Source organism: Pseudomonas sp. E1BtOHC1 (genome assembly GCF_058744285.1).
In genome coordinates this window covers 26,760-50,903 of the sequence record NZ_CP196023.1, presented here as the reverse complement: position 1 = coordinate 50,903, position 24,144 = coordinate 26,760, and the positions used below count along the sequence as shown (strand labels likewise).

Annotated in this window: 25 protein-coding genes; 15 read left to right on the top strand and 10 right to left on the bottom strand. The window is 63.6% G+C overall.

The annotated features are described in order from the left end of the window. Positions 1 to 235 precede the first annotated feature (235 nt). Positions 236 to 4,522, bottom strand: coding sequence for a DEAD/DEAH box helicase (locus ACSSVC_RS00220; RefSeq protein WP_492611888.1), 4,287 nt, complete (start codon positions 4,520 to 4,522; stop codon positions 236 to 238). A gap of 190 nt (positions 4,523 to 4,712) precedes the next feature. Between ACSSVC_RS00220 and ACSSVC_RS00215 the strand changes: the two genes are divergently transcribed. Next, positions 4,713 to 5,597 carry a sugar nucleotide-binding protein gene (locus ACSSVC_RS00215; protein ID WP_346635608.1) on the top strand — a complete coding sequence of 295 codons (885 nt, stop codon included), beginning with the start codon at positions 4,713 to 4,715 and terminating at the stop codon, positions 5,595 to 5,597. Next, positions 5,590 to 6,519, top strand: coding sequence for an NAD-dependent epimerase/dehydratase family protein (locus ACSSVC_RS00210; RefSeq protein WP_346635609.1), 930 nt, complete (start codon positions 5,590 to 5,592; stop codon positions 6,517 to 6,519). The genes ACSSVC_RS00215 and ACSSVC_RS00210 overlap by 8 nt, the downstream gene beginning before the upstream one ends. A 58-nt stretch (positions 6,520 to 6,577) precedes the next feature. Here ACSSVC_RS00210 and ACSSVC_RS00205 read toward each other — a convergent pair whose 3' ends face one another. From ACSSVC_RS00205 to ACSSVC_RS00185, 5 genes are all read right to left on the bottom strand, one after another. Beyond that, positions 6,578 to 7,276 carry an OmpW/AlkL family protein gene (locus ACSSVC_RS00205; protein ID WP_492611887.1) on the bottom strand — a complete coding sequence of 233 codons (699 nt, stop codon included), beginning with the start codon at positions 7,274 to 7,276 and terminating at the stop codon, positions 6,578 to 6,580. Positions 7,277 to 7,473: 197 nt separating this feature from the next. Next, entirely contained in the window at positions 7,474 to 8,010 is a 537-nt protein-coding gene (locus tag ACSSVC_RS00200) for a DUF3299 domain-containing protein (protein WP_346635611.1), read from the bottom strand. A gap of 10 nt (positions 8,011 to 8,020) precedes the next feature. Then, positions 8,021 to 9,286, bottom strand: coding sequence for an ABC transporter permease (locus ACSSVC_RS00195; RefSeq protein WP_346635612.1), 1,266 nt, complete (start codon positions 9,284 to 9,286; stop codon positions 8,021 to 8,023). A gap of 1 nt (position 9,287) precedes the next feature. Continuing rightward, positions 9,288 to 9,998, bottom strand: coding sequence for an ABC transporter ATP-binding protein (locus ACSSVC_RS00190; RefSeq protein WP_110596268.1), 711 nt, complete (start codon positions 9,996 to 9,998; stop codon positions 9,288 to 9,290). A gap of 64 nt (positions 9,999 to 10,062) precedes the next feature. Continuing rightward, a complete protein-coding gene (locus ACSSVC_RS00185) occupies positions 10,063 to 10,656 on the bottom strand; it encodes a DUF2796 domain-containing protein (protein WP_346635613.1) in 594 nt (197 codons plus the stop codon). Positions 10,657 to 10,790: 134 nt separating this feature from the next. Between ACSSVC_RS00185 and ACSSVC_RS00180 the strand changes: the two genes are divergently transcribed. Then, on the top strand, positions 10,791 to 11,132 hold the full coding sequence (locus ACSSVC_RS00180) for a hypothetical protein (RefSeq protein WP_346635614.1): 342 nt from the start codon (positions 10,791 to 10,793) through the stop codon (positions 11,130 to 11,132). Between the two features lie 92 nt (positions 11,133 to 11,224). Here ACSSVC_RS00180 and trxA read toward each other — a convergent pair whose 3' ends face one another. The 3 genes from trxA to ACSSVC_RS00165 are packed head-to-tail and all read right to left on the bottom strand — an operon-like array spanning position 11,225 to position 13,294. Beyond that, positions 11,225 to 12,097 carry a thioredoxin gene (trxA, locus tag ACSSVC_RS00175; RefSeq protein WP_346635615.1) on the bottom strand — a complete coding sequence of 291 codons (873 nt, stop codon included), beginning with the start codon at positions 12,095 to 12,097 and terminating at the stop codon, positions 11,225 to 11,227. Between the two features lie 31 nt (positions 12,098 to 12,128). Then, positions 12,129 to 12,839, bottom strand: a complete 711-nt coding sequence (locus ACSSVC_RS00170) for a class I SAM-dependent methyltransferase (protein WP_346635616.1) — start codon at positions 12,837 to 12,839, stop codon at positions 12,129 to 12,131. Next, a complete protein-coding gene (locus ACSSVC_RS00165; RefSeq protein WP_346635617.1) occupies positions 12,836 to 13,294 on the bottom strand; it encodes a hypothetical protein in 459 nt (152 codons plus the stop codon). Before ACSSVC_RS00165 ends, ACSSVC_RS00170 begins: the two co-directional genes overlap by 4 nt. Before the next feature lie 129 nt (positions 13,295 to 13,423). Here ACSSVC_RS00165 and nrdR point away from each other — a divergent pair, with 129 nt between their 5' ends. The 12 genes from nrdR to ACSSVC_RS00105 all read left to right on the top strand — a co-directional run bounded on the left by nrdR (position 13,424) and on the right by ACSSVC_RS00105 (position 22,101). Beyond that, entirely contained in the window at positions 13,424 to 13,888 is a 465-nt protein-coding gene (nrdR, locus tag ACSSVC_RS00160) for a transcriptional regulator NrdR (protein ID WP_019095943.1), read from the top strand. After that, positions 13,885 to 15,018, top strand: coding sequence for a bifunctional diaminohydroxyphosphoribosylaminopyrimidine deaminase/5-amino-6-(5-phosphoribosylamino)uracil reductase RibD (gene ribD, locus ACSSVC_RS00155; protein WP_492611886.1), 1,134 nt, complete (start codon positions 13,885 to 13,887; stop codon positions 15,016 to 15,018). The genes nrdR and ribD overlap by 4 nt, the downstream gene beginning before the upstream one ends. Positions 15,019 to 15,065: 47 nt before the next feature. Continuing rightward, positions 15,066 to 15,731 (top strand): riboflavin synthase, encoded by a 666-nt coding sequence (locus ACSSVC_RS00150; RefSeq protein WP_492611885.1) that lies wholly within the window; start codon positions 15,066 to 15,068, stop codon positions 15,729 to 15,731. 16 nt (positions 15,732 to 15,747) lie between these two features. After that, positions 15,748 to 16,839, top strand: a complete 1,092-nt coding sequence (ribBA, locus tag ACSSVC_RS00145; RefSeq protein WP_123724330.1) for a bifunctional 3,4-dihydroxy-2-butanone-4-phosphate synthase/GTP cyclohydrolase II — start codon at positions 15,748 to 15,750, stop codon at positions 16,837 to 16,839. Positions 16,840 to 16,930: 91 nt separating this feature from the next. After that, the gene (gene ribH / locus ACSSVC_RS00140; RefSeq protein ID WP_003228649.1) at positions 16,931 to 17,407 is read left to right on the top strand and encodes a 6,7-dimethyl-8-ribityllumazine synthase; all 477 of its coding nucleotides are present in this window, start codon (positions 16,931 to 16,933) and stop codon (positions 17,405 to 17,407) included. After that, positions 17,404 to 17,904, top strand: coding sequence for a transcription antitermination factor NusB (gene nusB, locus ACSSVC_RS00135; protein WP_011063734.1), 501 nt, complete (start codon positions 17,404 to 17,406; stop codon positions 17,902 to 17,904). The genes ribH and nusB overlap by 4 nt, the downstream gene beginning before the upstream one ends. An 18-nt stretch (positions 17,905 to 17,922) precedes the next feature. Then, complete coding sequence (thiL, locus tag ACSSVC_RS00130) at positions 17,923 to 18,888, top strand: thiamine-phosphate kinase (RefSeq protein WP_492611884.1); 966 nt, start codon at positions 17,923 to 17,925, stop codon at positions 18,886 to 18,888. Further along, complete coding sequence (locus ACSSVC_RS00125) at positions 18,885 to 19,388, top strand: phosphatidylglycerophosphatase A family protein (RefSeq protein WP_123724332.1); 504 nt, start codon at positions 18,885 to 18,887, stop codon at positions 19,386 to 19,388. The genes thiL and ACSSVC_RS00125 overlap by 4 nt, the downstream gene beginning before the upstream one ends. A 10-nt stretch (positions 19,389 to 19,398) precedes the next feature. Further along, positions 19,399 to 20,157: an ABC transporter substrate-binding protein gene (locus ACSSVC_RS00120; RefSeq protein WP_346635620.1), complete on the top strand. Its 759-nt coding sequence runs from the start codon at positions 19,399 to 19,401 to the stop codon at positions 20,155 to 20,157. A gap of 113 nt (positions 20,158 to 20,270) precedes the next feature. Beyond that, a complete protein-coding gene (gene ribA / locus ACSSVC_RS00115) occupies positions 20,271 to 20,888 on the top strand; it encodes a GTP cyclohydrolase II (RefSeq protein WP_492611883.1) in 618 nt (205 codons plus the stop codon). Next, positions 20,885 to 21,304, top strand: a complete 420-nt coding sequence (locus ACSSVC_RS00110) for an MFS transporter (RefSeq protein WP_123724334.1) — start codon at positions 20,885 to 20,887, stop codon at positions 21,302 to 21,304. Before ribA ends, ACSSVC_RS00110 begins: the two co-directional genes overlap by 4 nt. Continuing rightward, positions 21,304 to 22,101, top strand: coding sequence for a cobalamin-binding protein (locus tag ACSSVC_RS00105; RefSeq protein WP_492611882.1), 798 nt, complete (start codon positions 21,304 to 21,306; stop codon positions 22,099 to 22,101). The genes ACSSVC_RS00110 and ACSSVC_RS00105 overlap by 1 nt, the downstream gene beginning before the upstream one ends. A 71-nt stretch (positions 22,102 to 22,172) precedes the next feature. On the opposite strand, the gene ACSSVC_RS00100 is transcribed toward ACSSVC_RS00105, so the two are convergent. Continuing rightward, positions 22,173 to 24,065, bottom strand: a complete 1,893-nt coding sequence (locus tag ACSSVC_RS00100) for a TonB-dependent receptor plug domain-containing protein (RefSeq protein WP_492611881.1) — start codon at positions 24,063 to 24,065, stop codon at positions 22,173 to 22,175. Positions 24,066 to 24,144: the final 79 nt, after the last annotated feature.

The window sequence follows — 24,144 nt, the reverse complement described above, 5'->3', positions numbered from 1 at the left end:
CGACCTGCGCCCGGGCTCGTCCCATGTAGGAGTTGGTTGCCAGCGAAGAGGCCGCCGGATCTGGCGCGAGGCTCTCGGGCCCATTCGCCGGCAAGCCGGCTCCTACGAGGGTTGGGGGTGGTTTGCCAGGAAGGGGGGGCTGCTGCCTGTGTAGGAGCGGGCTTGCCAGCGAAGAGGCCGCCGGATCTGGTGCAGGGCTTTCGGGCCCTTTCGCCGGCAGGCCGGTTCCTACGGGTCAGTGCTGGATGAGTTTGTTGCGCAGGGCCTGGGCGGCCTGGGGCTCCAGTTCCAGCCACAGGTGCTGGGTGCCGGCGATGGCGGCAGCGGCTGGCAGGCCGTCGCGATACACCAGGCGGTTGCCGCTCAGGGCCGCCACCTTGGGCCCGGGCAGCAGGGTGCCGGCAAGGTTCAGCGGGTCCACGCCGCAGACGGCGATCAGGCTGCCGTCATGGGGCCGGCGGCGTACTTCCCGCAGCAGTGGGATGGCCTCCGGCAAGGCGAATTGCTCGCCGGCCAGGCCGCTGACAAAACGTCCGCCACGGATTTCTCCGCGGGCTTCCAGCCGATGGAAGGTGCGCAGCAGTTCGCGCCAGCTGGGCAGCCAGTCCGCCTCGCGTTCCAGCAGTCGCCAGAACACCACGCCGTAACGGCGTAACAAGGTCATGGCCACCTGTTCCAGGGTGGCCGTCGAGTCCTGAGTCGCTGAACGACGCAGCAAGGCCCAGCGTCCGGCATCGTCCATGCCGCCGACAAAGGCCCCGCGACCTCGTCGGCTGCTGCGGTTCTGGCGTTTGCTCGCTGGTGTGATCAGGGCGCGCAGCCCGGCGAAACTGTCGGCGTTCACCAGGCCGGCGCCCACCAGTTCCTGGAGCACGCTTTCCAGTTCGCTGCGCAGCAGGTGGGCTTCATGCAGCAGTTCATCGAAAAACAGTGCGCCTTGCTGGCTCAGTACGCTGTGGACTTTCTGTGCCCTGGGCGACAGTTCCTGGCTGTCGGCCGGGCTGGTCAATGCGCTCCAGAGTGCGGCCTGGGAGCGTGGCAGCAGTACGATCGGTGTGCTGCGCAGAGCGCTGCTGGCGGTCTTGCCCGTGCTGTTGATCCGGCTCCAGACCACCTTGCCGCTGCGGCACAGCTCATCCAGCCAACTGGGGGAGTAATCCTTGATCCGCGCCGGCAGCAGGTCGCTGTCCCAGGCTGAGGCCGCCGCCGGATAGCCTGCGAACTGACTGACTACCTCGGCGAGCATGGCGCTGCCCTGGCCCTGAGTGCCTGGGGACAGGTGCTGCCAGTCGAACAGGAAACGCATGAAGTCCTGCAGGGCCACCGGTTCGATCTCCCTGCGCAGGCGCTTCACCGTGTAGCGATGAATCCGTGCCAGCAGGTGGCGTTCGCACCACTGTTCTTCGTGGCTGCCGGGGCTGAAGCGACCCCGCAGTACATAGCCTTCGCTTTCCAGCTGGACCAGGGCCTGGTCGATTTGCCCGGGAGGCAACCCCAGGGGGGCGGCGATCTGAGCCAGGGTCTGTGGGGCAAAACCGCTGAGGCGCGCGCGAATCAGCTCCACTCGCGCAAGCTCCGGGTCCCAGACCTGATCGAAGCCGGGAATGGGGTTCAGGGCCGGCTGCAAGGGGGCGTGGGGATACAGGGCTTGCAGGCAGGTGATGCGCTCCAGTGCCAGCCACAGATGTTCACTGGGGCCCGCCGGCAAGCGGCAGGCGCGACCCTGGGCAGCCAGGGTTGCCAGCCATTGCGGCCATTGGGGGTTGGCTTGGGCTTCCGTCTCGCTGATGGCGGCGAGGCTCATCAGGGCTTCGTGCATTTCATCGGCCGTGGCCGGGTTTGGCCACGCCTCTTGAGCTACGGCGGTTATGGCGTCCGCATCCAGTGCGCCGAGGTCGTCGGTGGCTTGCGGGTCACTCCAGCGCCGCGCCAATACCGCCTGGGTGCGGCGTTCTTCAAGGGGTGCGTCATCGAGAAAGGTGTAGGGCTTGGCGCTGAGAATTTCCGCCGCCAGGGGGGAGGGCGCGGGCAGCTCGCGGCTCAGCAGGCGCACCTGGCCCTGTTCCATGCGCCGCAACAGCTGCAGCCAGCCTTCGCTGTCCATGGCGTCGTGCAGGCAGTCGTCGAGGGTTTGTTCCACCAGCGGGTGATCGGGAATTTCCCGTTCGCCGGCAAGGTTTTCCAGGCAGGCGATCTGATCGGGAAACACACTGGCGATCAAGTCTTCGCTTTTCATTCGCTGGATCTGCGGCGCCACTTTGCGTCCGCCGCTGTAGCGCGGCAGCGCCAGTGCCACCCCGGCGTTCCAGCGCCAGCGTACGCCGAACAGCGGGGCGTCCAGCAGCGCCTGGACCAGGATGTGTTCGGCGCTGTTGCTGTGCAGGTACCGCCAGACTTCATCCAGGGCGAAGCTGTGGCTGGTGGACAGCGAGAGGACAATGGCGTCCTCGCTGGCAGCAGCTTGTAGTTCGAAGTTGAAGGTGCGACAGAAGCGCTTGCGCAGGGCCAGGCCCCAGGCGCGGTTGATGCGGCTGCCGAAGGGGCTGTGGATCACCAGTTGGGTGCCGCCGGATTCGTCGAAGAAACGCTCCATGATCAGCGTGTCCTGGGACGGCAGGGCGCCCAGGGCCAGGCGCGCGGGTGCCAGGTAATCCACCAGTTGCTCGGCGCTGGCCAGGTTCAGGCCCAGTTCGCGGTGCAGCCAGTGGATGGCCGGTTGCAGTTGCCCGGGCGTGGCGCCGAGCAATTCGTCCAGCTGGGCCAACAGGCGCGCCACGGCGCTGGACAGCTCGGCGCTACGCCCTGGGGCTTCGCCAAGCCAGAAGGGAATGTTCGGCGGCTGGCCCTGGGCATCCTCGACCCGCACCTTGCCGGTTTCCACCCGCAGGATGCGATAGGACGTGTTGCCCAGCTGGAACACGTCGCCGGCAATGCTTTCCACGGCGAAGTCTTCGTTGACGCTGCCGATGTTCAGGCCCTGGGGTTCCAGCAGCACGCTGTAGTCGGCGTTGTCGGGAATGGTGCCGCCGCTGGTGACTGCCGTCAGCTTGGCCCCACGACGGCCGCGCAGGCTGCGGGTCAAGGCATCGCGATGCAGATAGGCGCTGCGCAGGCCCTGGCGCCCGTTGAAGCCTTCGGCAAGCATCTGTAGCAGGGCCTGGTAGTGGGCCTGATCCAGGTCGGCGTAAGGCGTGGCCCGGCGCAGCAGGACCAGCAAGGCCTCTTCCGACCATTCCTGGCAGCTGACTTCGGCAACGATCTGCTGGGCCAGCACGTCGAGCGGTGCATGGGGGATCAGCAAGCTGTCCAGCTCGCCCCGGCGCACGCAGTCCAGCAGGGCGGTGCATTCGATCAGGTCGTCCCGGGTCAGGGCAAACAACCGGCCCTTCGGGGTGCCGCCTATTTGGTGGCCGGAGCGCCCGACTCGTTGCAGGAAGGCCGAGATAGAACGGGGTGAGCCGATCTGGCACACCAGGTCGACATCGCCGATATCGATGCCCAGCTCCAGGGAGGCGGTGGCGATCAACACTTGCAGGTCCCCGGCCTTGAGCCGCTGCTCGGCCTCCAGGCGCTGCTCCTTGGCCAGGCTGCCGTGGTGCGCAGCCACCGCCTGTTTGCCCAGGCGTTCGCTCAGGTGCCGGGCCAGCCGCTCGGCCAGACGTCGGGTGTTGACGAAAATCAGCGTGGTGCGGTGTTCCCGGGCCAGGGCGGCGAGGCGTTCGTACACCAGCTCCCAGACGTCATTGGCCATGACCGCCGACAGCGGCACCGGCGGCACTTCGATGTCCAGGTCCCGGGGACGGGCATGGCCGATGTCGACGATTTCGCAGGGGCGCTCATGCCCCACCAGAAAACGCGAAACGGCCTCGATGGGTTTCTGCGTGGCGGACAGACCGATGCGCAGCAGGGGCTCGCTGCACAGGGCTTGCAAGCGCTCCAGGCTCAGGCTCAGGTGGCTGCCGCGCTTGCTGCCGGCCAGGGCGTGGATCTCGTCGACGATCACGCTGCGGGTACTGGCCAGCATCTTGCGTCCGGAGTCCGAACCCAGCAGCACGTAGAGGGATTCCGGAGTGGTGACGAGGATCTGCGGCGCGCTCTTGCGCATGGCGTTGCGTTCTTTTTGCGGGGTGTCGCCGGTGCGCACCGCGGTGCTGATCGACAGTTCCGGCAAGCCCATCCGGCGTAACTGCTCGGTGATGCCGGCCAGCGGCTCCTGCAGATTGATCTGGATATCGTTGCTCAGGGCCTTGAGCGGCGAGATATACACCACCAGGGTGGCGTCCGGCAGTTGGCCGCCGGCCGCAAGCCCCTGGCGTACCAGGTCATCGATCACCGCGAGAAAAGCGGTCAGGGTCTTGCCTGAACCGGTGGGCGCGGCGATCAGGGTCGAGCGGCGCTGGGCGATCAACGGCCAGGCGCAGGCCTGGGCCGTGGTCACGGCGGCGAAGGTACGCTTGAACCAGGCGCTGACGGCGGGATGGAAGTCGTCCAGCACCGAGTTCACGGATTGGGCAAGGTTCATGGATGGATTTATGCGGCCGCCTCCGGCAACTTGCAAGCACCGTTGATTCCACTGCCGCTTCGACACTTTCTCAGTGACGCTTGCGCCACAAACCCGCAAAATGCAACGATTCCGGCAATTCTCGACGGTCGAACCCACGGGATTGGCCGATCCAAACCATCGTTCTGAACAGACTGGGCCTGCTGACTCTATGCGAATGCGCCTTATGTTACTGGGCGGCGGAAATGCCCTTGGGCAGGCGCTGATTCGCCTGGGTGCGGAGGAGGACATCGGTTTCCTCGCCCCCCGTCCGCCGCAAGAGGGCTGGGATGCCGCGAGCCTTACGCAACTGCTCGACGACACCCGCCCGGATGCCTTGATCAACCTGGCTTACTACTTCGACTGGTTTCAGGCGGAGACGGTGAGCGAGGCGCGCCTGAGCGGTCAGGAACGCTCGGTCGAACGGCTGGCGGAGCTTTGCCAGCATCACAACATCATTCTTGTGCAGCCTTCGAGCTATCGAGTGTTCGACGGTTCCCGGGCCACTGCCTACAGCGAGAAAGACGAGCCGGTGCCCCTGGGGCTGCGCGGTCAGGCGCTGTGGCGGATCGAGCAGAGCGTTCGCGCCACCTGTCCGCAGCACGTGTTGCTGCGTTTCGGCTGGTTGCTGGATGACAGCGCCGACGGCATTCTCGGGCGTTTCCTGGCCCGGGCCGAGTCCCCGGAAGAGCTGTTGATGGCGGACGACCGTCGGGGCAATCCGACCCCGGTGGACGACGCCGCACGGGTGATCATCTCGGTGCTCAAACAACTCGATTGTGCCGCGCCGCTGTGGGGCACCTATCACTATGCCGGTCAGGAAGCGACCACGCCCCTGGCCCTGGGCCAGGCGGTGCTGACGGAAGCACGGCAACTGCACCCACTGGCCATCGAGGCGCCCACTGCCCAGGCCCATGCCGCCTGTGCCGATGCTGCCGAAGAACCGCAGCACGCGGTGCTGGCCTGCAAGAAGATTCTTCATACCTTCGGGATCAAGCCGCGTGCCTGGCGTGCGGCGCTCCCGGCTTTACTGGATAGGTTTTATCGTCATGGCTGATGGCCCTGTATTGATCACCGGCGGCGCCGGTTTCATTGGCTCGCACTTGACCGATGCCTTGCTCGCCAAGGGCTACTCGGTGCGGGTGCTGGACGATTTGTCCACCGGCAAACCGAGCAACCTGCCGCTGGACAACCCGCGGGTGGAGCTGATCGAGGGCGACGTTGCCGACGCGGGTCTGGTGAGCCGTGCCATGCAAGGCTGCTGCGCCGTGGCGCATCTGGCAGCGGTGGCCTCGGTGCAGGCCTCGGTGGACGATCCAGTGCAGACTCACCAGAGCAATTTCATCGGCTCCCTGAATGTTTGCGAGGCCATGCGCCAGTGCGGCGTCAAGCGGGTGTTGTTCGCCTCTAGCGCGGCGGTTTATGGCAACAACGGCGAAGGCCAGTCCATCGACGAGGACACGGCCAAGGCGCCGTTGACCCCTTATGCGTCCGACAAGCTGGCCAGCGAGCATTATTTTGATTTCTATCGGCGCCAGCATGGCCTGGAACCGGCGATCTTTCGTTTCTTCAATATCTTCGGCCCGCGCCAGGATCCGTCCTCGCCCTATTCCGGGGTCATCAGCATATTCAGCGAGCGGGCCCAACAGGGGCTGCCCATTACCGTGTTCGGCGATGGCGAGCAGACTCGGGACTTTGTTTACGTCGGTGATCTGGTGGAGGTGCTGGTGCAGGCCATCGAGGCGCCGCAGCTGGAAGTGGGGGCGGTCAACGTTGGCTTGAATCAGGCCACGACCCTCAAGCAGATGCTTGCGGCCCTGGCCGAGGTGGTCGGTGAGTTGCCTGCCATCAGCTACGGTTCTGCCCGTGCCGGGGACATCCGTCACTCCCGGGCCGGCAACCAGCGACTGCTGCAGCGCTTTAGCTTCCCCAAGCCTACGCCGATGAGTGTCGGTCTGGCCCGTTTGATGGGCCGCTGAACGAAATTGCAGACATGAAAAAGGCGCCTTGCAGGCGCCTTTTTCATGTCTGGCGGGCTTAGAACTTGTAGCCCAGGCCAACCATGTAGACCATCGGGTCGACGTCGACATTGACCTTGGCACGGGTGCCTGGAGCCACGCCGTTGTTGTCCACATAGGCGCGGGTGTCGATATCGATGTAACGCACTTGGGCGTTGATCATGATGTTGTCGGTCAGCATGTAGTCAGCACCGACCTGCCAAGCCAGGCCCCAGGAGTTCTTGGCGCGGAAGTTGTCGAAACCGGCGGCTTGGGCGCGGCTGCCGACGTGCTCGTCGTAGATCCAGGTGTAGTTGATACCGGCACCGACATAGGGCTGGAACACCGATTTGTTGTCCAGCGGGTAGTACACCACGCTCAGGGTTGGCGGCAGGTGCTTGAGGGTACCCAGCTTGCCGTTGGCCGGAGCCAGGGCGGTGTTCTTGATCTTCACATCGTGTTCGAACGGGGTTGCGGCCAGCAGTTCGATACCGATGTTGTTGGTCAGCATGTAGGCGAAGTTCAAGCCCAGCTGAGTGTCGCTGCTCATGGTCGCCTTGCCGCCGAGGTTGGTGCCGGCCAGAGGGCCGCGATCGACTTTGACGTCGGAGCTGTTGGCTTTTGGATTGACGGTAATCGCACCGGCACGAACGATGATGTCACCGGCTTCGTGGGCGTTGGCAATCGGGGCGGCGAGTGCGAGCGCGATCAGGGAGGCGCTAAGCAGAGACTTGTGCATGGGAGCTCCAAAGGACGATTCAAATTGGCTATGTCCAATGGTAAGGATCGTCAAGTTGACTGCCTTGACTCAGCTCAATGAAATGACGAACCCCGGTGGCAGGGCTGAACTATTCTTTTGTTCTGCACTCTTTTGGCCCTCGCCCCCATGGCTCTGTAGGAGCCGGCTTGCCGGTGAAGCAGGCACCACGACCTGCCTTACTCCTGCAATTCGTAGACGTAGATCTTCTGCGCTGCCATCTGATATCCGGCATCCGCCAGCTCACTGGTGGACGCCTTGACCTGCATGGCGCCCTCGATCCAGTAGGGCTGGTACAGCTCATCGAGTTTCACCCCGACTTCGCTGGTGACGTGGACGATCTGGTTAGACGGCGGCGGCGGCACGTGGATACAGGCGCCGAAGTAGGGCACCAGGAGAAACTCCGTAGTGCGTCCTTCCTCGCTCACTTCCAGTGGCACGATGTAGCCGGGCAGGCGCACCGACTGGCCATCGAGGCTCTTGACCACCGGCGCATTGGGCAGATCCTGCTTGGCGGCGGGCGCCGATTCGGCGGACAGTGCGTCGCTCATCTGCGACAGGTCGTGCAAGGGCTTCATGTTCGGCACTTCCGGCGGTGCATCCGCCGGGATCATTTCCGACCAGGTCAGGTCCCGCGGTGCTCCAGCCGCCCACAACGGCGAGGCGATCAGAAGCGACAGGGCAAGCAGGGGGCGCAGCAGGCGTTGGGCTTTCATAAACCGGTGCTCATAAACGAATCGACAGGCCATCGGCCAGGGATTGCCGGTAGGCGCGCCAGGCCGGCACGCTGCCCATCAGCAGCGCGGCGATCAGGATACCGCCCAGCAACGTCCACTCATACTGGCTGGGCCAGGACAGTGGCAGGTACAGGCCGTAGTTCGATTGCACGTAGCCCTGGGCCAGGGCGATGCCCAGGTACAGCAGGCCCAGCCCGGCCAGGACCCCGAACAGTGCCAGGGCAAAGGCTTCCAGCACCAGCAGGGTTGCGATGTGCCAGGGACGGGCGCCTACCGAGCGTAGGATAGCCATCTCCCGGCGACGTTCATTGAGGCTGGTGAGGATCGCTGTGAGCATGCCGATCAGGCCGGTGAGGACCACGAACAAGGACACCACGAACAAGGCTTTCTCGGCGGTGCCCATCAGGCTCCAGAGCTCCTGCAAGGCCACGCCGGGGAGGATCGCCAGCATCGGCTCGCCACGGAACTCGTTGATCTCCCGTTGCAGGGCGAAGGTCGAAATCTTGCTGTTGAGGCCCAGCATGAAGGCGGTGATCGCCTGGGGTGTCAGGTCCATGTTGCGCGCCTGCTCGGCACTGATGCGCCCCTCGCCTCGGGCCGGAACGCCGTTGTGCCAATCGATGTGGATCGCCTCCATACCGCCCAGGCTGATGTGCAGCGTGCGGTCTACCGGCGTGCCGGTGCGCTTGAGGACGCCCACCACGGTGAAGGGCTTGTCGTCATGTTTGACCAGACTGATGGCTGCCACGCCATGGGCCAGCACCAGCTTGTCGCCAAGTTTGTAGTGCAGGGCATCGGCGACTTCGGCCCCCAGTACCACCTCAAAAGGATCACTGGCGAAGGCCCGGCCCACCGCCAGTTGCAGGTTCTGTTGATGACCGTACTGGTAATGCTGGAAGTAGGCGTCGGTGGTGCCCATGACCCGGTAGCCGCGATGGGAGTCACCGAGGGAAATCGGGATCGCCCATTTCACCTTAGGGTTGTTGGCGAAGTGCTCGAAGCTGTCCCAGCGGATGTTGTTGGTGGCATTGCCAATGCGGAACACCGAGTACAGCAGCAGGTTCACCGAGCCGGAGCGGGCGCCGACGATCAGGTCGGTGCCGCTGATGGTGCTGGCGAAACTGGCCCGGGCTTCGGTACGTACCCGTTCCACCGCCAGTAGCAGGCAGACCGAAAGGGCAATGGCGAAGGCGGTGAGGATCGCGGTGAAGCGGCGGTTAGCCAAGCTGGCCATGGCTAGACGGAACAGATACATCTCAGACCTCTGCGGGCGTGGCGGCGCGATTGAGTTCGGCCAACGACAGGTTGCGATCGAACAGCGGCGCCAGGCTCTGGTCATGGCTGACGAACAGCAGGCTGGCTCCAGCCTCGCGGCACTCGGCGAAGAGCAGTTGGATGAAGGCTTCCCGGGCGTCGTAGTCCAGCGCCGAGGTGGGTTCGTCGGCGATCACCAGCTCCGGCTGGCCGATCAATGCCCTGGCGGCGGCGACCCGTTGCTGCTGGCCGATGGACAGCGAGTCGGCCCGACGGCCGAGCAGGTCGGGGTCTTTCAGACCCAGATGGGCCAGCAAGGTGGCGGCCGCTTGATCGACGCTGCCGTGGCGCTGGATGGCGCGGCTGGCCCGCAGTTTGGAGAAGTGGCAGGGCAGCTCGACGTTTTCGCGCACCGAGAGAAACGGCAGCAGGTTGAACTGCTGGAAGATGTAACCGGTGTGATCGACGCGAAAGCGATCACGGGCCCCGGCGGCCAGCTCGGTCAGCTCCTGGCCCAGCAGGCGGATGCTGCCCTGGTTGGGTTTCTGCACCCCGCCCAGCAAGCCCAGCAGCGTGGTCTTGCCGCTGCCGCTGGGGCCCTTGAGGAACAGTGTTTCACCGGCTTCCAGGCGGAAGCTCGGGATATCCAGCAACTGTGGGTGACCGGGCCAGCTGAAGCCCAGGTCGGACAGTTCGATAAGTGCTTGGGTCATGTTGGGCCGATCATGCAGAGAGTGGTGTAGCCGCTGCCTGAGGCCGCGGCTACAGGCGCAGCGCTTAGAACTTCAGGGTGGCAGCCTTGGCTGTGGCCTCGACACCTTGCTGGCCACTTGGCGAAATGAGTTGTACCTGAATTTTCTGGGTGGCGGGGAAGGTCTTGAAGATTTGCCCCAGGTCGAGGTTCTTCAGGGCGTCCGGCTTGGCGCAGGTGAACTGGTAGTGAGCGTGGATCTCGCTGTGTTCGTGGTGATGTTCATGACCCGCGGCGTCCTTGTCGTCGTCATCGTGGTCATCGGCATCGGGCTTGTCGCCGAACAGCGGGCTTTCCAGTTCCTGCTTGGCCACCGTGCAAGCGGCGGCCTTGGGCAGGCTGAACAGCACCAGTGGTTGTTCCAGTTGGGTACGGGCAGCTGCGACCTTGGCCTTGTCGGCGTCGGTGCTGGGCACGTGTTCGAAACCCACCAGATTCATGGCCGGGCTTTCCAGTTCCAGCTCCAGGGCCTGGCCGTCGAGCACCGCATTCAAGCGGGCGACGCCATGTTCGTGGGCGCCGAGGCTGCCGTGTTCATGCTCGTGATCATGGGCTTGCGCGGCCTGGGCAACGGCCAGCGGCAACAGGGCGAAGGGCAGGGCGAGTAGCAGACGGCGCATAGCAAGTCTCCAGGGCGAAGATGAAATAAATGTTATGTGATCTTATAACAATTGGCTGCAGAGTTTGACCGCCCGCTTGGCGTTGCGCAAGACGCGTGGGAGCATGCTCGTCAGAAATATTCGGGAGCACAGCGATGTTGCGGATTCGTGGAAGCATCGGCGATTGGCCGGTGGATTTGACCCTGGAGCTGGACGAGGGCGACTGGGCGCAACTGGGCGCGCAGTTGCAGGCGGCCAAGCCGGAAAGTGGTGCGGTAACAGCCCGGCCGGTGAACCAGGACGATGCCTTGTGGCAGACCGCCAAGGATCTGTTGCGCAAGGCGGGCCAGATTAGCGGGCCCGAGTTGCTGGAACAGTTGGAGGGGCTGACCGGCAGCGCCGCAGCGGGCAAGCGTTTGCTGGTGCGCTTGCGCCACTGCACCGAGGTCAAGGTGATCAGCGGCGCCGATACGCCGATCTACAGCTGGGTGCAATGATCCTGTAGGAGCCAGCTTGCTGGCCAAAGGGTTCTGTCTGTCAGAACCCTTTCGCTGGCAAGCCAGCTCCTACACAAGACGGCAGATCAGTCTCAGTACAGCGCGGCGAACAGTTTGCGGCGATACGCGGTCACCAATGGGTGATCGTTGCCCAACAGGTCGAAGACTTGCAGCAGGGTCTTGTGGGCAATGCCTTCGTTGTAGCTGCGGTTGCGCATGAAGAGTTTGAGCAAGGCCTCCAGCGCCGCTTCGTATTGCTGACGGGCCAGTTGCTGGATCGACAGCTGGTACGCCGCCTCATCATCCAGCGGGTCCTTGGCCAGGCGCGCTTTGAGGTCGGCGGCATCCGGCAGGTCCGCCGCCTGCTTGAGGAAGGTGATCTGCGCCTTGGCTCCGGCCAGGGCGGCTTTGTGCTCATCGCTCTTGACCGCGTCGAGCACGGTCTGGGCTTCGCCCAGTTCGCCGCGCTCGGCCAGGCAGCGGGCATAAAGGATGAGCGCCTTGGCGTTGCTGTTGTCTTCCCCCAGCAACACTTTGAGGATGGCCTCGGCGTCGCCGATACGACCGTCGTTGAACAAGGCTTCGGCCTGCTCCAGCGGGTCGGCGGCAGGGGGAGGCGGCATCTGCACATGGGGTTCGAGCATGGCTCGTACTGCGGATTCCGGTTGTGCGCCGGCAAAGCCGTCTACCGGCTGGCCGTCCTTGAACAGCACCACGGTCGGCAGGCTGCGGATGCCGAAGCGGGCGACGATGTCCTGCTCGACATCGCAGTTGACCTTGGCCAGCAGCAGCTCGCCCTGATAGCTCTCGGCAATCTGTTGCAGCATCGGCATCAGCGCTTTGCAGGGCGCACACCATTCTGCCCAGAAGTCCACCAGGACCGGTTTGTGGAAGGAGTTCTCGATTACCGACTGGTCGAAATCAGCGGTGCGGGCGTCGAAGATATACGGCGTGTCCTGACTCATGGGGTATCTCGAATAAGCGGGAATGGAACCACTATAAAGTTGCGCGGGGTAGATCGCTATCGCCCGTGGCAGCCGGCTCGCCGGCAAATGGCCGCTGCGCGTGATACAGGCTCACGTTGCGAAACTCCCAAGGTTCGGCCAGGTCCGGCAGGGTCAGGGCGTTGAGCATTTCCAAGCGCTGATACAGCGGGTGCTGGAAGTCCCTGACCCGGGAATCCGCCACCAAGGCTTCACGGCCGCGGCTGAGGAATTCATCCAGCAGCGGCAGGTTGGCTCGGTCATAGAGTACGTCTGCCACCAGGATCAGGTCGAAGCGATCGGCCTCGGCGAAAAAATCCGTGGAATAGTTCAGCGCGACGTCGTTGAGTTCGGCGTTGGCCCGGCAGGCGGCAATGGCCAACGGGTCGAGGTCGCAGGCCACCACTTCCAGGGCGCCGGCCTTGGCCGCGGCAATCGCCGCCACACCGGAACCGGCGCCGAAATCCAGCACCCGCTTGCCTTGTACCCAGTGCGGGTGTTCGGCCAGGTAACGGGCCAGGGCCAGGCCGCTGGCCCAGCAGAAACTCCAGTAAGGCGGCTCGTGGAGAATGCGCCGGGTTTCTTCCGGGGTGAAGGCTCGGTCCATGTTCTGGGCGTCGATGAGCCAGAGTTTCAGGCGAGTGTCGGGCAGCTCGCAGGCCACCAATTGCGCGTCTCCCAGCAGCTCGCTGAGGGCGTCTTGCAGGTCGAGCGGTACATTCATGGGGCTTTGACGAACTGCAGTTGTCCCAGGGCCTGGGTGGTGGGTTGGTCGATACGTTGTGCCGGCAGGTGCAGGATCAACTGGCCGGACTGGCTGGCGCGGCCGCGCAGTTCGACCCGGGCGCCAGCGGGGAAGGCCTCGGGAGCGAAACGCAGGCGAAATGGCAGGGCCTGGTTGGTACCGGTCAGGTTGTTGCTGGCCAGCAAGCGTTGCGGACGGCCGCGCTCATCGATCACCAGCAGCGCCAGCTCGACGTCGGCGCCGGCCGGCACCCCGTCGAGGGTGCCGCTCAGTTCGCGCTGGTAGGCCGGCAAGGGCCCAAGATCGGCAGGCTGCTGATTTTTTTTCGTGGTCTGTTGCTGTGAAGAAGAGGGTGCCGCAGGTTTCGGGGCATCGCTGCTGCAAGCGACCAGCAGGCTGACAAGACTGAGCAAAACGAGCGGTCTGAGCGGCATCTGAAGCTCCAACAAGGCGAATGTCCATGTGCGAAACATAATAGTCGGTCTGTATACCGTAAAGGCTATGGCTTGTCTTGCCAGTGGGATGCGCTACCATGGCCCTCCCTTTTTTTGTTGCCTGCCACCATGCACTGTCCCTTCTGCGGTGCCAACGACACCAAGGTCATCGACTCGCGTCTGGTCGCCGAGGGCGAACAGGTGCGCCGCCGGCGTGAATGCCTGGCCTGTGGTGAACGTTTCACCACCTTCGAAACTGCCGAACTGGTGATGCCGCGCCTGATCAAGACTGACGGCAGCCGTCAGCCCTTCGACGAAGAAAAACTGCGCGCCGGTATGCAGCGCGCCCTGGAAAAGCGCCCGGTGAGTGTCGAGCGTCTGGAGGCGGCGCTGGTGCATATCAAGCACAAGCTGCGGGCCACCGGCGAGCGCGAAGTCAAATCCCTGGTCGTGGGTGAACTGGTGATGACCGAGCTGCAGAAGCTCGATGAAGTCGCCTATATCCGTTTCGCTTCGGTCTATCGACGTTTCCAGGACCTCAACGAATTCCGCGAAGAGATCGACCGTCTCGCCCGCGAGCCGGCCAAGCAATGAGCCTGTCCCCGGAGCAAGCGGTACTTGACGCCCACTACATGGCCCGTGCCCTGGAACTGGCGCGCAAGGGCCGGTATTCCACTCATCCCAACCCCCGCGTCGGCTGCGTCGTCGTTCGCGATGGCCAGGTGGTCGGCGAAGGCTGGCATGTGCGGGCCGGTGAACCCCACGCCGAAGTCCATGCCCTGCGTGCCGCCGGGGAGCAGGCCCGTGGCGCCACTGCCTATGTGACGCTCGAGCCTTGCAGCCATCACGGCCGCACACCGCCTTGCGCCGATGCCCTGGTCAATGCCGGGGTGGTGCGGGTGGTCGCGGCGATGCAGGACCCGAATCCGGAAGTGGCCGGTCGCGGCTTGCAGCGTCTGGCCCAGGCCGGCATCGACACCCACAGCGGCGTGCTGGAAGCCGAGGCCCGGTCGATCAACAAGGGCTTCCTGAAGCGCATGGAGCACGGCCTGCCTTATGTACGGGTCAAGCTGGCCATGAGTCTCGATGGCCGCACCGCCATGGCCAGTGGCGAGAGCCAATGGATTACCGGGCCTGCCGCCCGCTCCGCGGTGCAGCGCTTGCGGGCCGAATCTTCGGTGGTGCTGACCGGTGCCGACACGGTACTGGCCGATGACGCTCGGCTGACCGTACGCGCCGCCGAACTGGGCCTGGACCCCGAGCAGACTGCCCTGGCCATGAGCCGTCCACCGCTGCGGGTGTTGATCGATGGGCGCCTGCGAGTGCCTCTGGATGCGCCGTTCTTCAAGGCTGGTCCGGTGTTGGTTGCCACTTGCGCAGCGGTTGAAGAACAGTACGCCAACGGTCCGGAGTGCCTGATCGTTCCCGGCCCCGATGGCCAGGTCGACCTGCGCCGCCTGCTGTTGGAACTGGCCGCCCGTGGCATCAACGAGGTGCTGGTGGAAGCCGGCCCGCGGCTGGCGGGAGCCTTTGCCCAACAGGGCTTGGTGGACGAGTACCAGATATTCGTCGCCGGCAAGTTCCTCGGCTCCTCCGCCCGGCCGTTGCTGGACTGGCCGCTGGCGCACATGCACGAGGCGCCATTGCTCAAGATCATTGAAATGCGTGCGGTGGGCGATGACTGGCGAGTCACTGCCATCCCGGCCCCGCCAGCGAGCGTATAATTCCCGACTTTCGCCTACCCGGCGGCCCTGTTCTCGAGGAGGACTCCATGTTCACCGGCATCATCGAATCCATCGGCAGCATTCGCGCATTGACCCCAAAAGGCGGAGATGTGCGGGTCTATGTAGAAACCGGCAAGCTTGATCTGGCCGACGTCAAACTGGGCGACAGCATCGCGGTGAACGGCGTCTGCCTGACCGCAGTCGAGTTGCCGGGCGATGGTTTCTGGGCCGATGTCAGCCGCGAGACCCTCGATTGCACCGCCTTTCACCAATTGAAAGCCGGTAGCCGGGTCAACCTGGAGAAAGCCCTGACCCCGACCACCCGCCTGGGTGGTCATCTGGTCAGCGGCCATGTCGACGGTGTCGGCGAAGTGGTGGCGCGGGAGGAAAATGCCCGGGCCATCCAGTTCCGTATCCGCGCACCGAAAGAACTGGCCAAGTACATCGCCCATAAAGGCTCGATCACCGTCGATGGCACCAGCCTGACGGTCAACGCGGTGAATGGCGCCGAGTTCGAGCTGACCATCGTGCCCCACACCTTGGCGGAAACCATCATGGCCGACTACCGGCCGGGTCGGCAGGTCAATCTCGAGGTCGACCTGCTGGCGCGCTACCTGGAGCGCCTGCTGTTGGGTGACAAGGCGGCGCAAGCCACCACCAGCGGCACCATTACCGAAAGTTTTCTGGCCGCTAACGGCTATCTCAAATCCTGACTCAAGGGGGTGCCGCGTGGCGCTCAACAGCATCGAAGAACTGGTTGAAGACATCCGCCAAGGCAAGATGGTCATCCTCATGGATGACGAAGACCGCGAGAACGAAGGCGACCTGATCATGGCCGCCGAGTGCTGCAAGGCCGAACACATCAACTTCATGGCCAAGCACGCCCGTGGCCTGATCTGCATGCCCATGAGCCGCGAGCGCTGCGAGCTGCTCAAGCTGCCGCTGATGGCACCGCGCAACGGTTCTGGCTTCGGCACCAAGTTCACCGTCTCCATCGAGGCCACCGAAGGCGTGACCACCGGCATCTCTGCCGCTGACCGTGCGCGTACCGTACAAGCGGCAGCGGCCAAGGATGCCAAGGCCGAGGACATCGTCAGCCCGGGTCACATCTTCCCGCTGATGGCCCAGCCCGGCGGTACCCTGGCCCGTGCCGGCCACACCGAAGCCGCCTGCGACCTGGCGCGCATGGCCGGGTTCGAGCCAAGCGGGGTGATCTGCGAAGTGATGAACGACGACGGCACCATGTCCCGTCGCACCGAACTGGAAGCTTTCGCCGCCGAACACAACATCAAGATCGGCACCATTGCCGACCTGATTCACTATCGGATGATCCACGAACGTACCGTTCAGCGGATTGCCGAGCAGCCCCTGGACAGCGAACTGGGCCAGTTCAACCTGGTGACCTATCGTGATTCGGTTGAAGGCGATGTGCACATGGCCCTGACTCTGGGCGAGATCTGCGCTGAAGAGCCGACCCTGGTGCGAGTGCACAACATGGACCCACTGCGGGACCTGCTGATGGTCAAGCAACCGGGTCGCTGGAGCCTGCGGGCGGCCATGGCCACAGTGGCCGAGGCCGGCAGCGGCGTGGTGCTGTTGCTCGGTCACCCGCTGGATGGCGACGTGCTGCTGGCACACATTCGTGAAACGGCCGATCACCAGCCGGTGAAGAAACCGACCACCTACAGCATCGTCGGTGCCGGTTCGCAGATCCTCCGGGACCTGGGCGTACGCAAAATGCGTCTGATGAGTGCGCCGATGAAGTTTAATGCGATATCCGGTTTCGACCTGGAAGTTGTAGAATACGTGCCCTCCGAATAAAAGCCGGTCGTTTCTGGCTTGAAATTCGCGGTTCAAATATCACTGAAGAGCGTGTGCTAGACACGCTCTGGCTCTTTAAGAGATTTGTCGAATGACCCTGAAGACCATCGAAGGTACCTTCATCGCCCCTAAAGGCCGCTATGCCCTGGTGGTCGGCCGCTTCAACAGCTTCGTCGTCGAAAGCCTGGTCAGCGGCGCGGTTGACGCGCTGGTTCGCCATGGCGTGAGCGAAAGCGACATCACCATCATCCGTGCTCCTGGCGCCTTCGAAATTCCGTTGGTTGCACAGAAAGTCGCACAGAAAGGTGAGTTCGCGGCGATCATCGCCCTGGGCGCGGTCATTCGTGGCGGTACTCCGCACTTCGAATACGTGGCCGGCGAGTGCACCAAGGGCCTGGCCCAGGTGTCCATGGAGTTCGGCGTGCCAGTGGCCTTCGGCGTACTGACCGTTGACTCGATCGAGCAAGCCATCGAACGTTCCGGCACCAAGGCCGGTAACAAAGGGGCCGAAGCTGCCTTGTCCGCCCTGGAAATGGTCAGCCTGCTGGCGCAGTTGGAGGCCAAGTGATTAGCGACGATAGCGATCGTTTCAACCCGCGCGATCCCAAGCCTGCAAACGCCGGCAAGCCATCCAAGAGCGCCAAGCGTCGCGAAGCCCGTCAGCTCGCGACCCAGGCGCTGTACCAGTGGCACATGGCCAAGCATTCGCTGAACGAGATCGAAGCGCAGTTTCGGGTCGACAACGATTTCACTGACATCGACGGCGCCTACTTCCGTGAAATCCTGCACGGGGTTCCGGCCAACAAGAACGAGATCGACACCGCGCTCGTGCCTTGCCTGGACCTGGCCATCGATGAGCTGGACCCGGTTGAACTGGCGGTCCTGCGGCTGTCCACCTGGGAGCTGCTCAAGCGCGTCGACGTGCCGTACCGCGTTGTGATCAACGAGGGTATCGAACTGGCCAAGGTCTTCGGTTCCACCGACGGCCACAAGTTCGTCAACGGTGTTCTCGACAAGCTGGCCCCGCGCCTGCGTGAAGCTGAAGTGAAGGCGTTCAAGCGCTGAACCGCGCTTGCAGCTGCCATGGGCGAGTTTGAGCTGATCCGTAACTTCTTCGCTGCCGCGCCTTGTGCGCAAGGCGGCGAAGGTGTTGCCCTGGGGATCGGCGACGACTGCGCCTTGCTGGCGGTTGCTCCTGGCGAGCAGTTGGCGATTTCCACCGACACCCTGGTGGCCGGTGTGCATTTCGCCGATCCCTGCGACCCCTATCTTTTAGGCCAACGCTCACTGGCGGTGGCTGTCAGCGATCTGGCTGCCATGGGCGCCACCCCGCTGGCCTTTACCCTTGCCCTGACCCTGCCGACGGTAAGCACCGATTGGCTGCAGGCCTATGCCTGCGGTCTGAACGCCATGGCCCAGAATTGCGGCGTGCGCCTGATTGGTGGTGACACCACTCGCGGCCCGCTGACCTTGACCCTGACGGTATTCGGGCGGGTGCCTGCCGGTCTTGCCCTGACCCGCAGTGGTGCCCGAGCAGGCGATTTGCTGTGTGTCGGCGGTGAGTTGGGCAATGCCGCCGGGGCCTTGCCACTGGTACTGGGCCAGCGCAGTGCTGATGAGACCATCGCCACCCCCTTGTTGGCCCACTACTGGTCACCGCAGCCGCAATTGGCCCTGGGCCAGGCACTGCGGGGCAAGGCCACTTCGGCCCTGGATATCTCCGATGGCCTGCTGGCCGATTGCGGGCATATCGCGACCGCTTCGAAGGTCGCCTTGCAGGTGGAGGTGGAGAAACTGCCACTGTCCCCGGCATTGTTGAGCTTTCTTGGCGAACAGGGTGCCCGCGCGGCGGCCTTGAGTGGCGGCGACGACTATGTACTGGCCTTTACCTTGCCGCCTGCCGAACTGGCGCCGCTGTTGGCGGCCGGTTGGTCGGTGCAGGTGGTGGGGCGAGTGGTGGCCGGGCAGGGTGTGACCCTGCTGGACGCCGGCGGCCAGGACATCACCCCCGGCACCCGGGGTTATCAACACTTTCCGGAGACACCGTGACAGATCATCCCAAGCAGGTCCCGGCGGAGTTCGTGCCGCCGTCGGTCTGGCGTAATCCCTGGCATTTCCTGGCCTTCGGTTTTGGCTCCGGCACTTTGCCCAAGGCGCCGGGCACCTGGGGCTCGCTGGTTGCGCTACCCTTTATCCCGCTGTGGCAGATGTTGCCGGACTGGGGCTACTGGCTGATGCTCGGCGTCACCATGCTGTTTGGCTTCTGGCTGTGCGGCAAGGTCGCCGACGATCTGCGGGTCCATGACCACGAAGGCATCGTCTGGGACGAGATGGTCGGCATGTGGATCACCCTGTGGCTGGTGCCCGAGGGTTGGTACTGGCTGTTGGCGGGGTTCCTGGTATTTCGCTTCTTCGACATTCTCAAACCGTGGCCGATTCGCTGGGTCGACCGGCATGTCCATGGCGGTGTCGGCATCATGCTCGATGATGTGCTGGCCGGGGTGTTTGCCTGGTTGGCGATGCAAGGGCTGGTGTGGTGTTTCAGCTGAGGGGTTAGGCATGGGGTTCTGCCGCGCGCTGCTGGTGTTGCTGGTGGTCTGGAGCTGCTCTGGCGTTCGGGCCGGCGAGTTGCAGGCGCAGCCCCAACAAGTGCGCATCGCCAGCGAGGAATGGAACGACTACACCGAAGCCGATGGCAAGGGCTTGGCCTGGGACATCCTGCGGGAGGTATTCGAACCCCAGGGCATCCTCGTCGAACGCAGCAGCGTGCCCTACACCCGTTCAGTGGGGCTGGTGCAGCGCGGTGAAGTGGATGCGCAGGTAGGAGCCTATCGTGGTGAATCCGCGGGTGTGCTGTATCCGCGCTGGAACTACGACACCGACCATATCTACGCCTTGGGCCTGGCCAGCAATCCCGAGCTGACCCTGGCGAACCTGGGCAGCTATCGGTTGGTCTGGGTTCGTGGTTACAAGTACCAGGACTACCTGCCCAATGTTCGCCGCTACAACGAAATTCGTCGCCGCATCGGCATCCTGCCGATGTTGCTGTACAGCCGTGCTGACTATTACATCGATGCCCAGACCGAGATCGACTACGTACTCGGACAAGCTGCGGAGCCGAGCCGGTTCAAGCGTACCCACCTCGCCGAGCTGCCGCTGTACCTGGGTTTTGCCGACAATCCTCGTGGTCGGGCCCTGCTTTCCTTGTACGACCGGCGCATGGAGCAATTGGTGAAAGACGGTGTCCTGCGGCCGATCTTCCTGCGCTGGAAGCAGCCTTATCCCTTTGATAGTGGGCTGCAACCGGCGGTCCGTTGATCAAACTTATCGATCTTTATCTCCGATAATTCAGCCTAAGCGTGCAGTGGAGGCTGCTGTTACAATGCCGCCTCTGCGAATCTCCAGTCCTCATACAGATCAGGAGCACAACAGTGCCCGTCGTTTTTGTTGCCGCTTCCAAGCTGCCTACGCCTTTTGCGCAATTCACCATGCATGGTTTTCTCGATGAAGCCACCGGTCGCGAGCACGTCGTGCTCAGTCTGGGGGACATCGCCGATGGCGCGCCGGTTCTCGGTCGCCTGCACTCCGAATGCCTGACCGGCGACGCCCTGTTCAGCCAGCGTTGCGACTGCGGTTCGCAACTGGAAGCTGCCCTGCGGGCCATCGCCCGGGAAGGTCGCGGGGTGCTGCTGTACCTGCGCCAGGAAGGTCGCGGTATTGGCTTGCTGAACAAGATCCGTGCCTATGAGCTGCAAGATGGTGGCGCCGATACTGTGGAAGCCAATGAGCGCCTGGGGTTCGCTGCGGATCAGCGTGACTACGCCATGTGCCTGCCGATGCTTGAGCATCTGGGGGTCAAGTCCCTGCGGCTGATGACCAACAACCCGCGCAAGGTCAAGGCACTGGCCGACATGGGGATCCAGGTCGCCGAGCGGGTTCCGCTGCACACGGGCCACAACCCCCATAACAAACTGTACCTGGCGACCAAGGCCAGCAAGCTTGATCACATGATGGGCAATGAGCATCAGGGCGAGGTCGACCGCGCGTGACTCGGGGTCAAGTCAAGCGGCGTCTGACCGTAAGCTGGTGGCAGTACCTGGCCCTGGGCCTGGTGCCGTTGTTTGTGATCAACGCGCTGTTCGGCCAGGGCGAACCCATCCTGCCGGTGCTGGCGATGCCGTTCTTCATTGCCGGGGTGGCGTCGATGTTCGTCAGCCTGCGTTTCTTCGGCGGCTACAAGCACGCGCTGATTGCTACTCAGAAAGCCCTGGATACGCCTGAGGAACCGGCAGCCTGGATTCACTTGGCGGCCAGCCGGCGGGTGGCCTTTCTAGCGGCTTCGCTGCCGGCCTGGGTCGGTGCCCTGGCGGTATTCGTCGGCCTTGAAGCGGTGCCCTTGATGCTCCTGGCTTTGTCCACTGCGGTGCTGTTCTACCTCTACCGTATTCCGCGTCAACTGGGCTGATGCTGCGCTGGCTGGCGGTCTTCTGCCTGTTGGCCAGCGCTCCGGTGCAGGCTGCGCAGCGAGTGGTCAGCCTGGCGCCGTCGCTCTCGGAAATCGTCGTGGAGCTGGGGGCTGCCGAGTTGCTGGTGGGCGTACTGGACGCTGGTGAACGGCCAGCGTCGCTCAAGGACCTGCCTTCGGTGGGGCGTTACGGCCAACTGGATATCGAGCGCTTACTGAGCCTCAAACCTGACCTGCTGTTGCTCTGGCCGGGCAGTGTTGGTCCGGCTCAGCGCGACCAACTGGCGCGCCTGGGAATCCCTACCTTTGTCGCCGAACCTCATGACTTTCAGCAGCTGACCGCGCAGATCGCCGAGATCGGCGAGCGTCTGGGTCGCCCGGTGGCTGGCCGCGAACTGGCCGCCGAGTTGAACCGGCAACTGGCCGGATTACGCGCCCGCTATCACCGTGAACCGCCGTTGCCGGTGTTCTATCAGGTCTGGGACTCGCCGCTGTACACCGTGGGCGGTGGGCAGATCATCAGCGAAGCCTTGAGCGTCTGCGGGGCGCGCAATGTGTTTGCCGACCAGCCGCTGCCGGCGCCCCAGGTCAGTATCGAGTCGGTGTTGCAGCGCAATCCGCAGGCGATCCTGGCCACCGTCCAGGGGCAGCTGGATGCCTGGATGGCCTGGCCGCAGATCACGGCGGTGCAGCAGGGGCGGTTGTTGCTGGTGCGGGACAAGGGCCTGGAGCGGCCCAGTGGGCAGATGATTGCAGCGACTGCCAAGCTCTGTGCCTTGATCGCGCCCGAGCGCTGAGCCCCTTCGCCGGCGAGCCGGCTCCTACGGGGTCGGTGTAGGAGCTGGCTTGCCAGCGAAGGCGGCGGACCTTACAGCTCAGGCGTCCAGGTCACGCCGAGCATCCAGGTGCGGCCTTCTTCGCGGTAGCCGTAACCGTTGCCGTTGTATTCGTAGAGCTCGCGGGTATAGGACTTGTTGAAGACATTGTCGAGTTTCAGGTCCAGCTTTAGCTCCCGTTTGAGTGCCCAGCTGCTGCGCAGACCGAACAGGCCGTAGCCGCCCACAGGCACCTGCTTTTTTACGCTCAGGTCTTCATAACTCTTGCTTACCAGTTGCCAGCTGGCACCGAACGCCAATGGGTCGAACTGTCGGTCCAGGTCCAGGCTCAAGGTGCGGCGGGCACGGCGCGGCAGTTGATGGCCATTCTTGCGGTTGCGTGGATCGATGATTGCGGTACCGATGCTGGTTTGCCAGCCGAGCAGCTCCTGTTTCAGGGCCGCCTCGAAACCATTGATCCTTGCTGCGCCAACGTTTTCCGGGCGCTGCGCAACACGGTCATAAATAATCGCGTCTTTGATATCGGTTCGGTAGATCGAGGCTTCCAGGCGGCTGCTTTGCGTCAGCTGGCTACGCCATTGCAGTTCATAGCTCTTGGAGTGCTCAGGCTTGAGATCGGGATTGCTGAAACCGGGGTAATACAGATCGCTGAAATTGGGCGCCCGGAAGCCTTCGCTGTAGGACAGCAGCAGGTCATTGTCCGGGTTAAGCGGCAGGGTGAAGGTGCCGCTCCAAGTGTTCTGGCTGCCATATTGCTGGTTTTGGTCACGGCGCAAACCCAGTTCGGTGGAGAAGCTTTCACTGTGAAAACGATGCTGGATGAAGGCTGCCCGGTTCCAGCGGCTGTCTTCGGCAAATTGTGCCGGGCTGGTATTGAGCCGGTCTTCGTACCAGTCTGCGCCGAGGATCAGACTGTTGTCCTCGTCCAGGCGCATATCGTTCTGCCAGTTCAGCGAGTCCCGGTAGGTATTGAATACGCTACGTTCGTCGCTGAGCTTGTCGCGTTTGAGGTCGCGGTTTTCGCTATGTCCGAGCTCTAGCCGCGATTTCCAGTAGTCATTGAGGTTCGCGTCGAGATAGCCGCTGACGCTGCTGACACTGAAGTCGGTGTAAGGATCCTGGGCGAAGACGTTGTAGCTTGAGTCGTAGCGTCCGAAAGGGTTGTCGTAGCGAGCGCGGCCGCGGTTATCCAGCAGGTTGAAGCCTCCCTCCAAATCATCGTTCAGCGCGTGGCTGAGGGTGAAGCTCAACGACTTGTTGCGGTAGCCGTCATGGTCGGTATCGCTGGGGAACGACTCATGGGTCCAGTCGATCCCCGCCGTTTCATCCAGGCTGGCGCCGAGGCTGAAGCGGGTACGCTCATCGCCGCCGGAAAGGCCGAGGCTGCGTTCCCAGGTCTGGTTGCTGCCGAATCCCACATGCATGCGTCCTTGCAGACCTTGCTGGGCGCCACGCCGGGTGAAGATCTGGATCACTCCACCAATCGCGTCGCTGCCATAGATCACTGAGCGTGAGCCGCGCAGCACTTCCACTCGTTCGATCTGCTGGACATTCAGGTACTGCAGATTGCTGTCGCCGGAAGATGAGCTGCTGATGCGCTGGCCATCCACCAACACCAGGCTCTGGGCCGATCCGGTGCCGCGCAGATAGATGCCTGGCAGGCTGCCGCGACCACCGCTGCGCGCGACCTGCACACCCGGCACCCGTTGCAGCAGGTCGGTCAGGCTACTGGGCTGCAGGCGGTCGATGTCTTCCCGGGTGAACACGGTGTTGGCGGCGCTGCTGTCGTTGCGCGCCTCCACCTGGCGGTTGGCGCTGATCAGCATCTCGGGCAGTTTCAGCGCTTGATCGCGGTCGGGGGTGTCGGCAAAGAGTTCGGCACAGGGCAGCAGGAAAAGCGGCAGGGCCAGGCGAGAAAGTTTCATGGCTATTCCGTTAGCGCGGCTCGGCCTTCGCCGCAGTGTGTGAAGCCGGATAAGGAAGGGAGCAAAAGCGCCGCCCGCA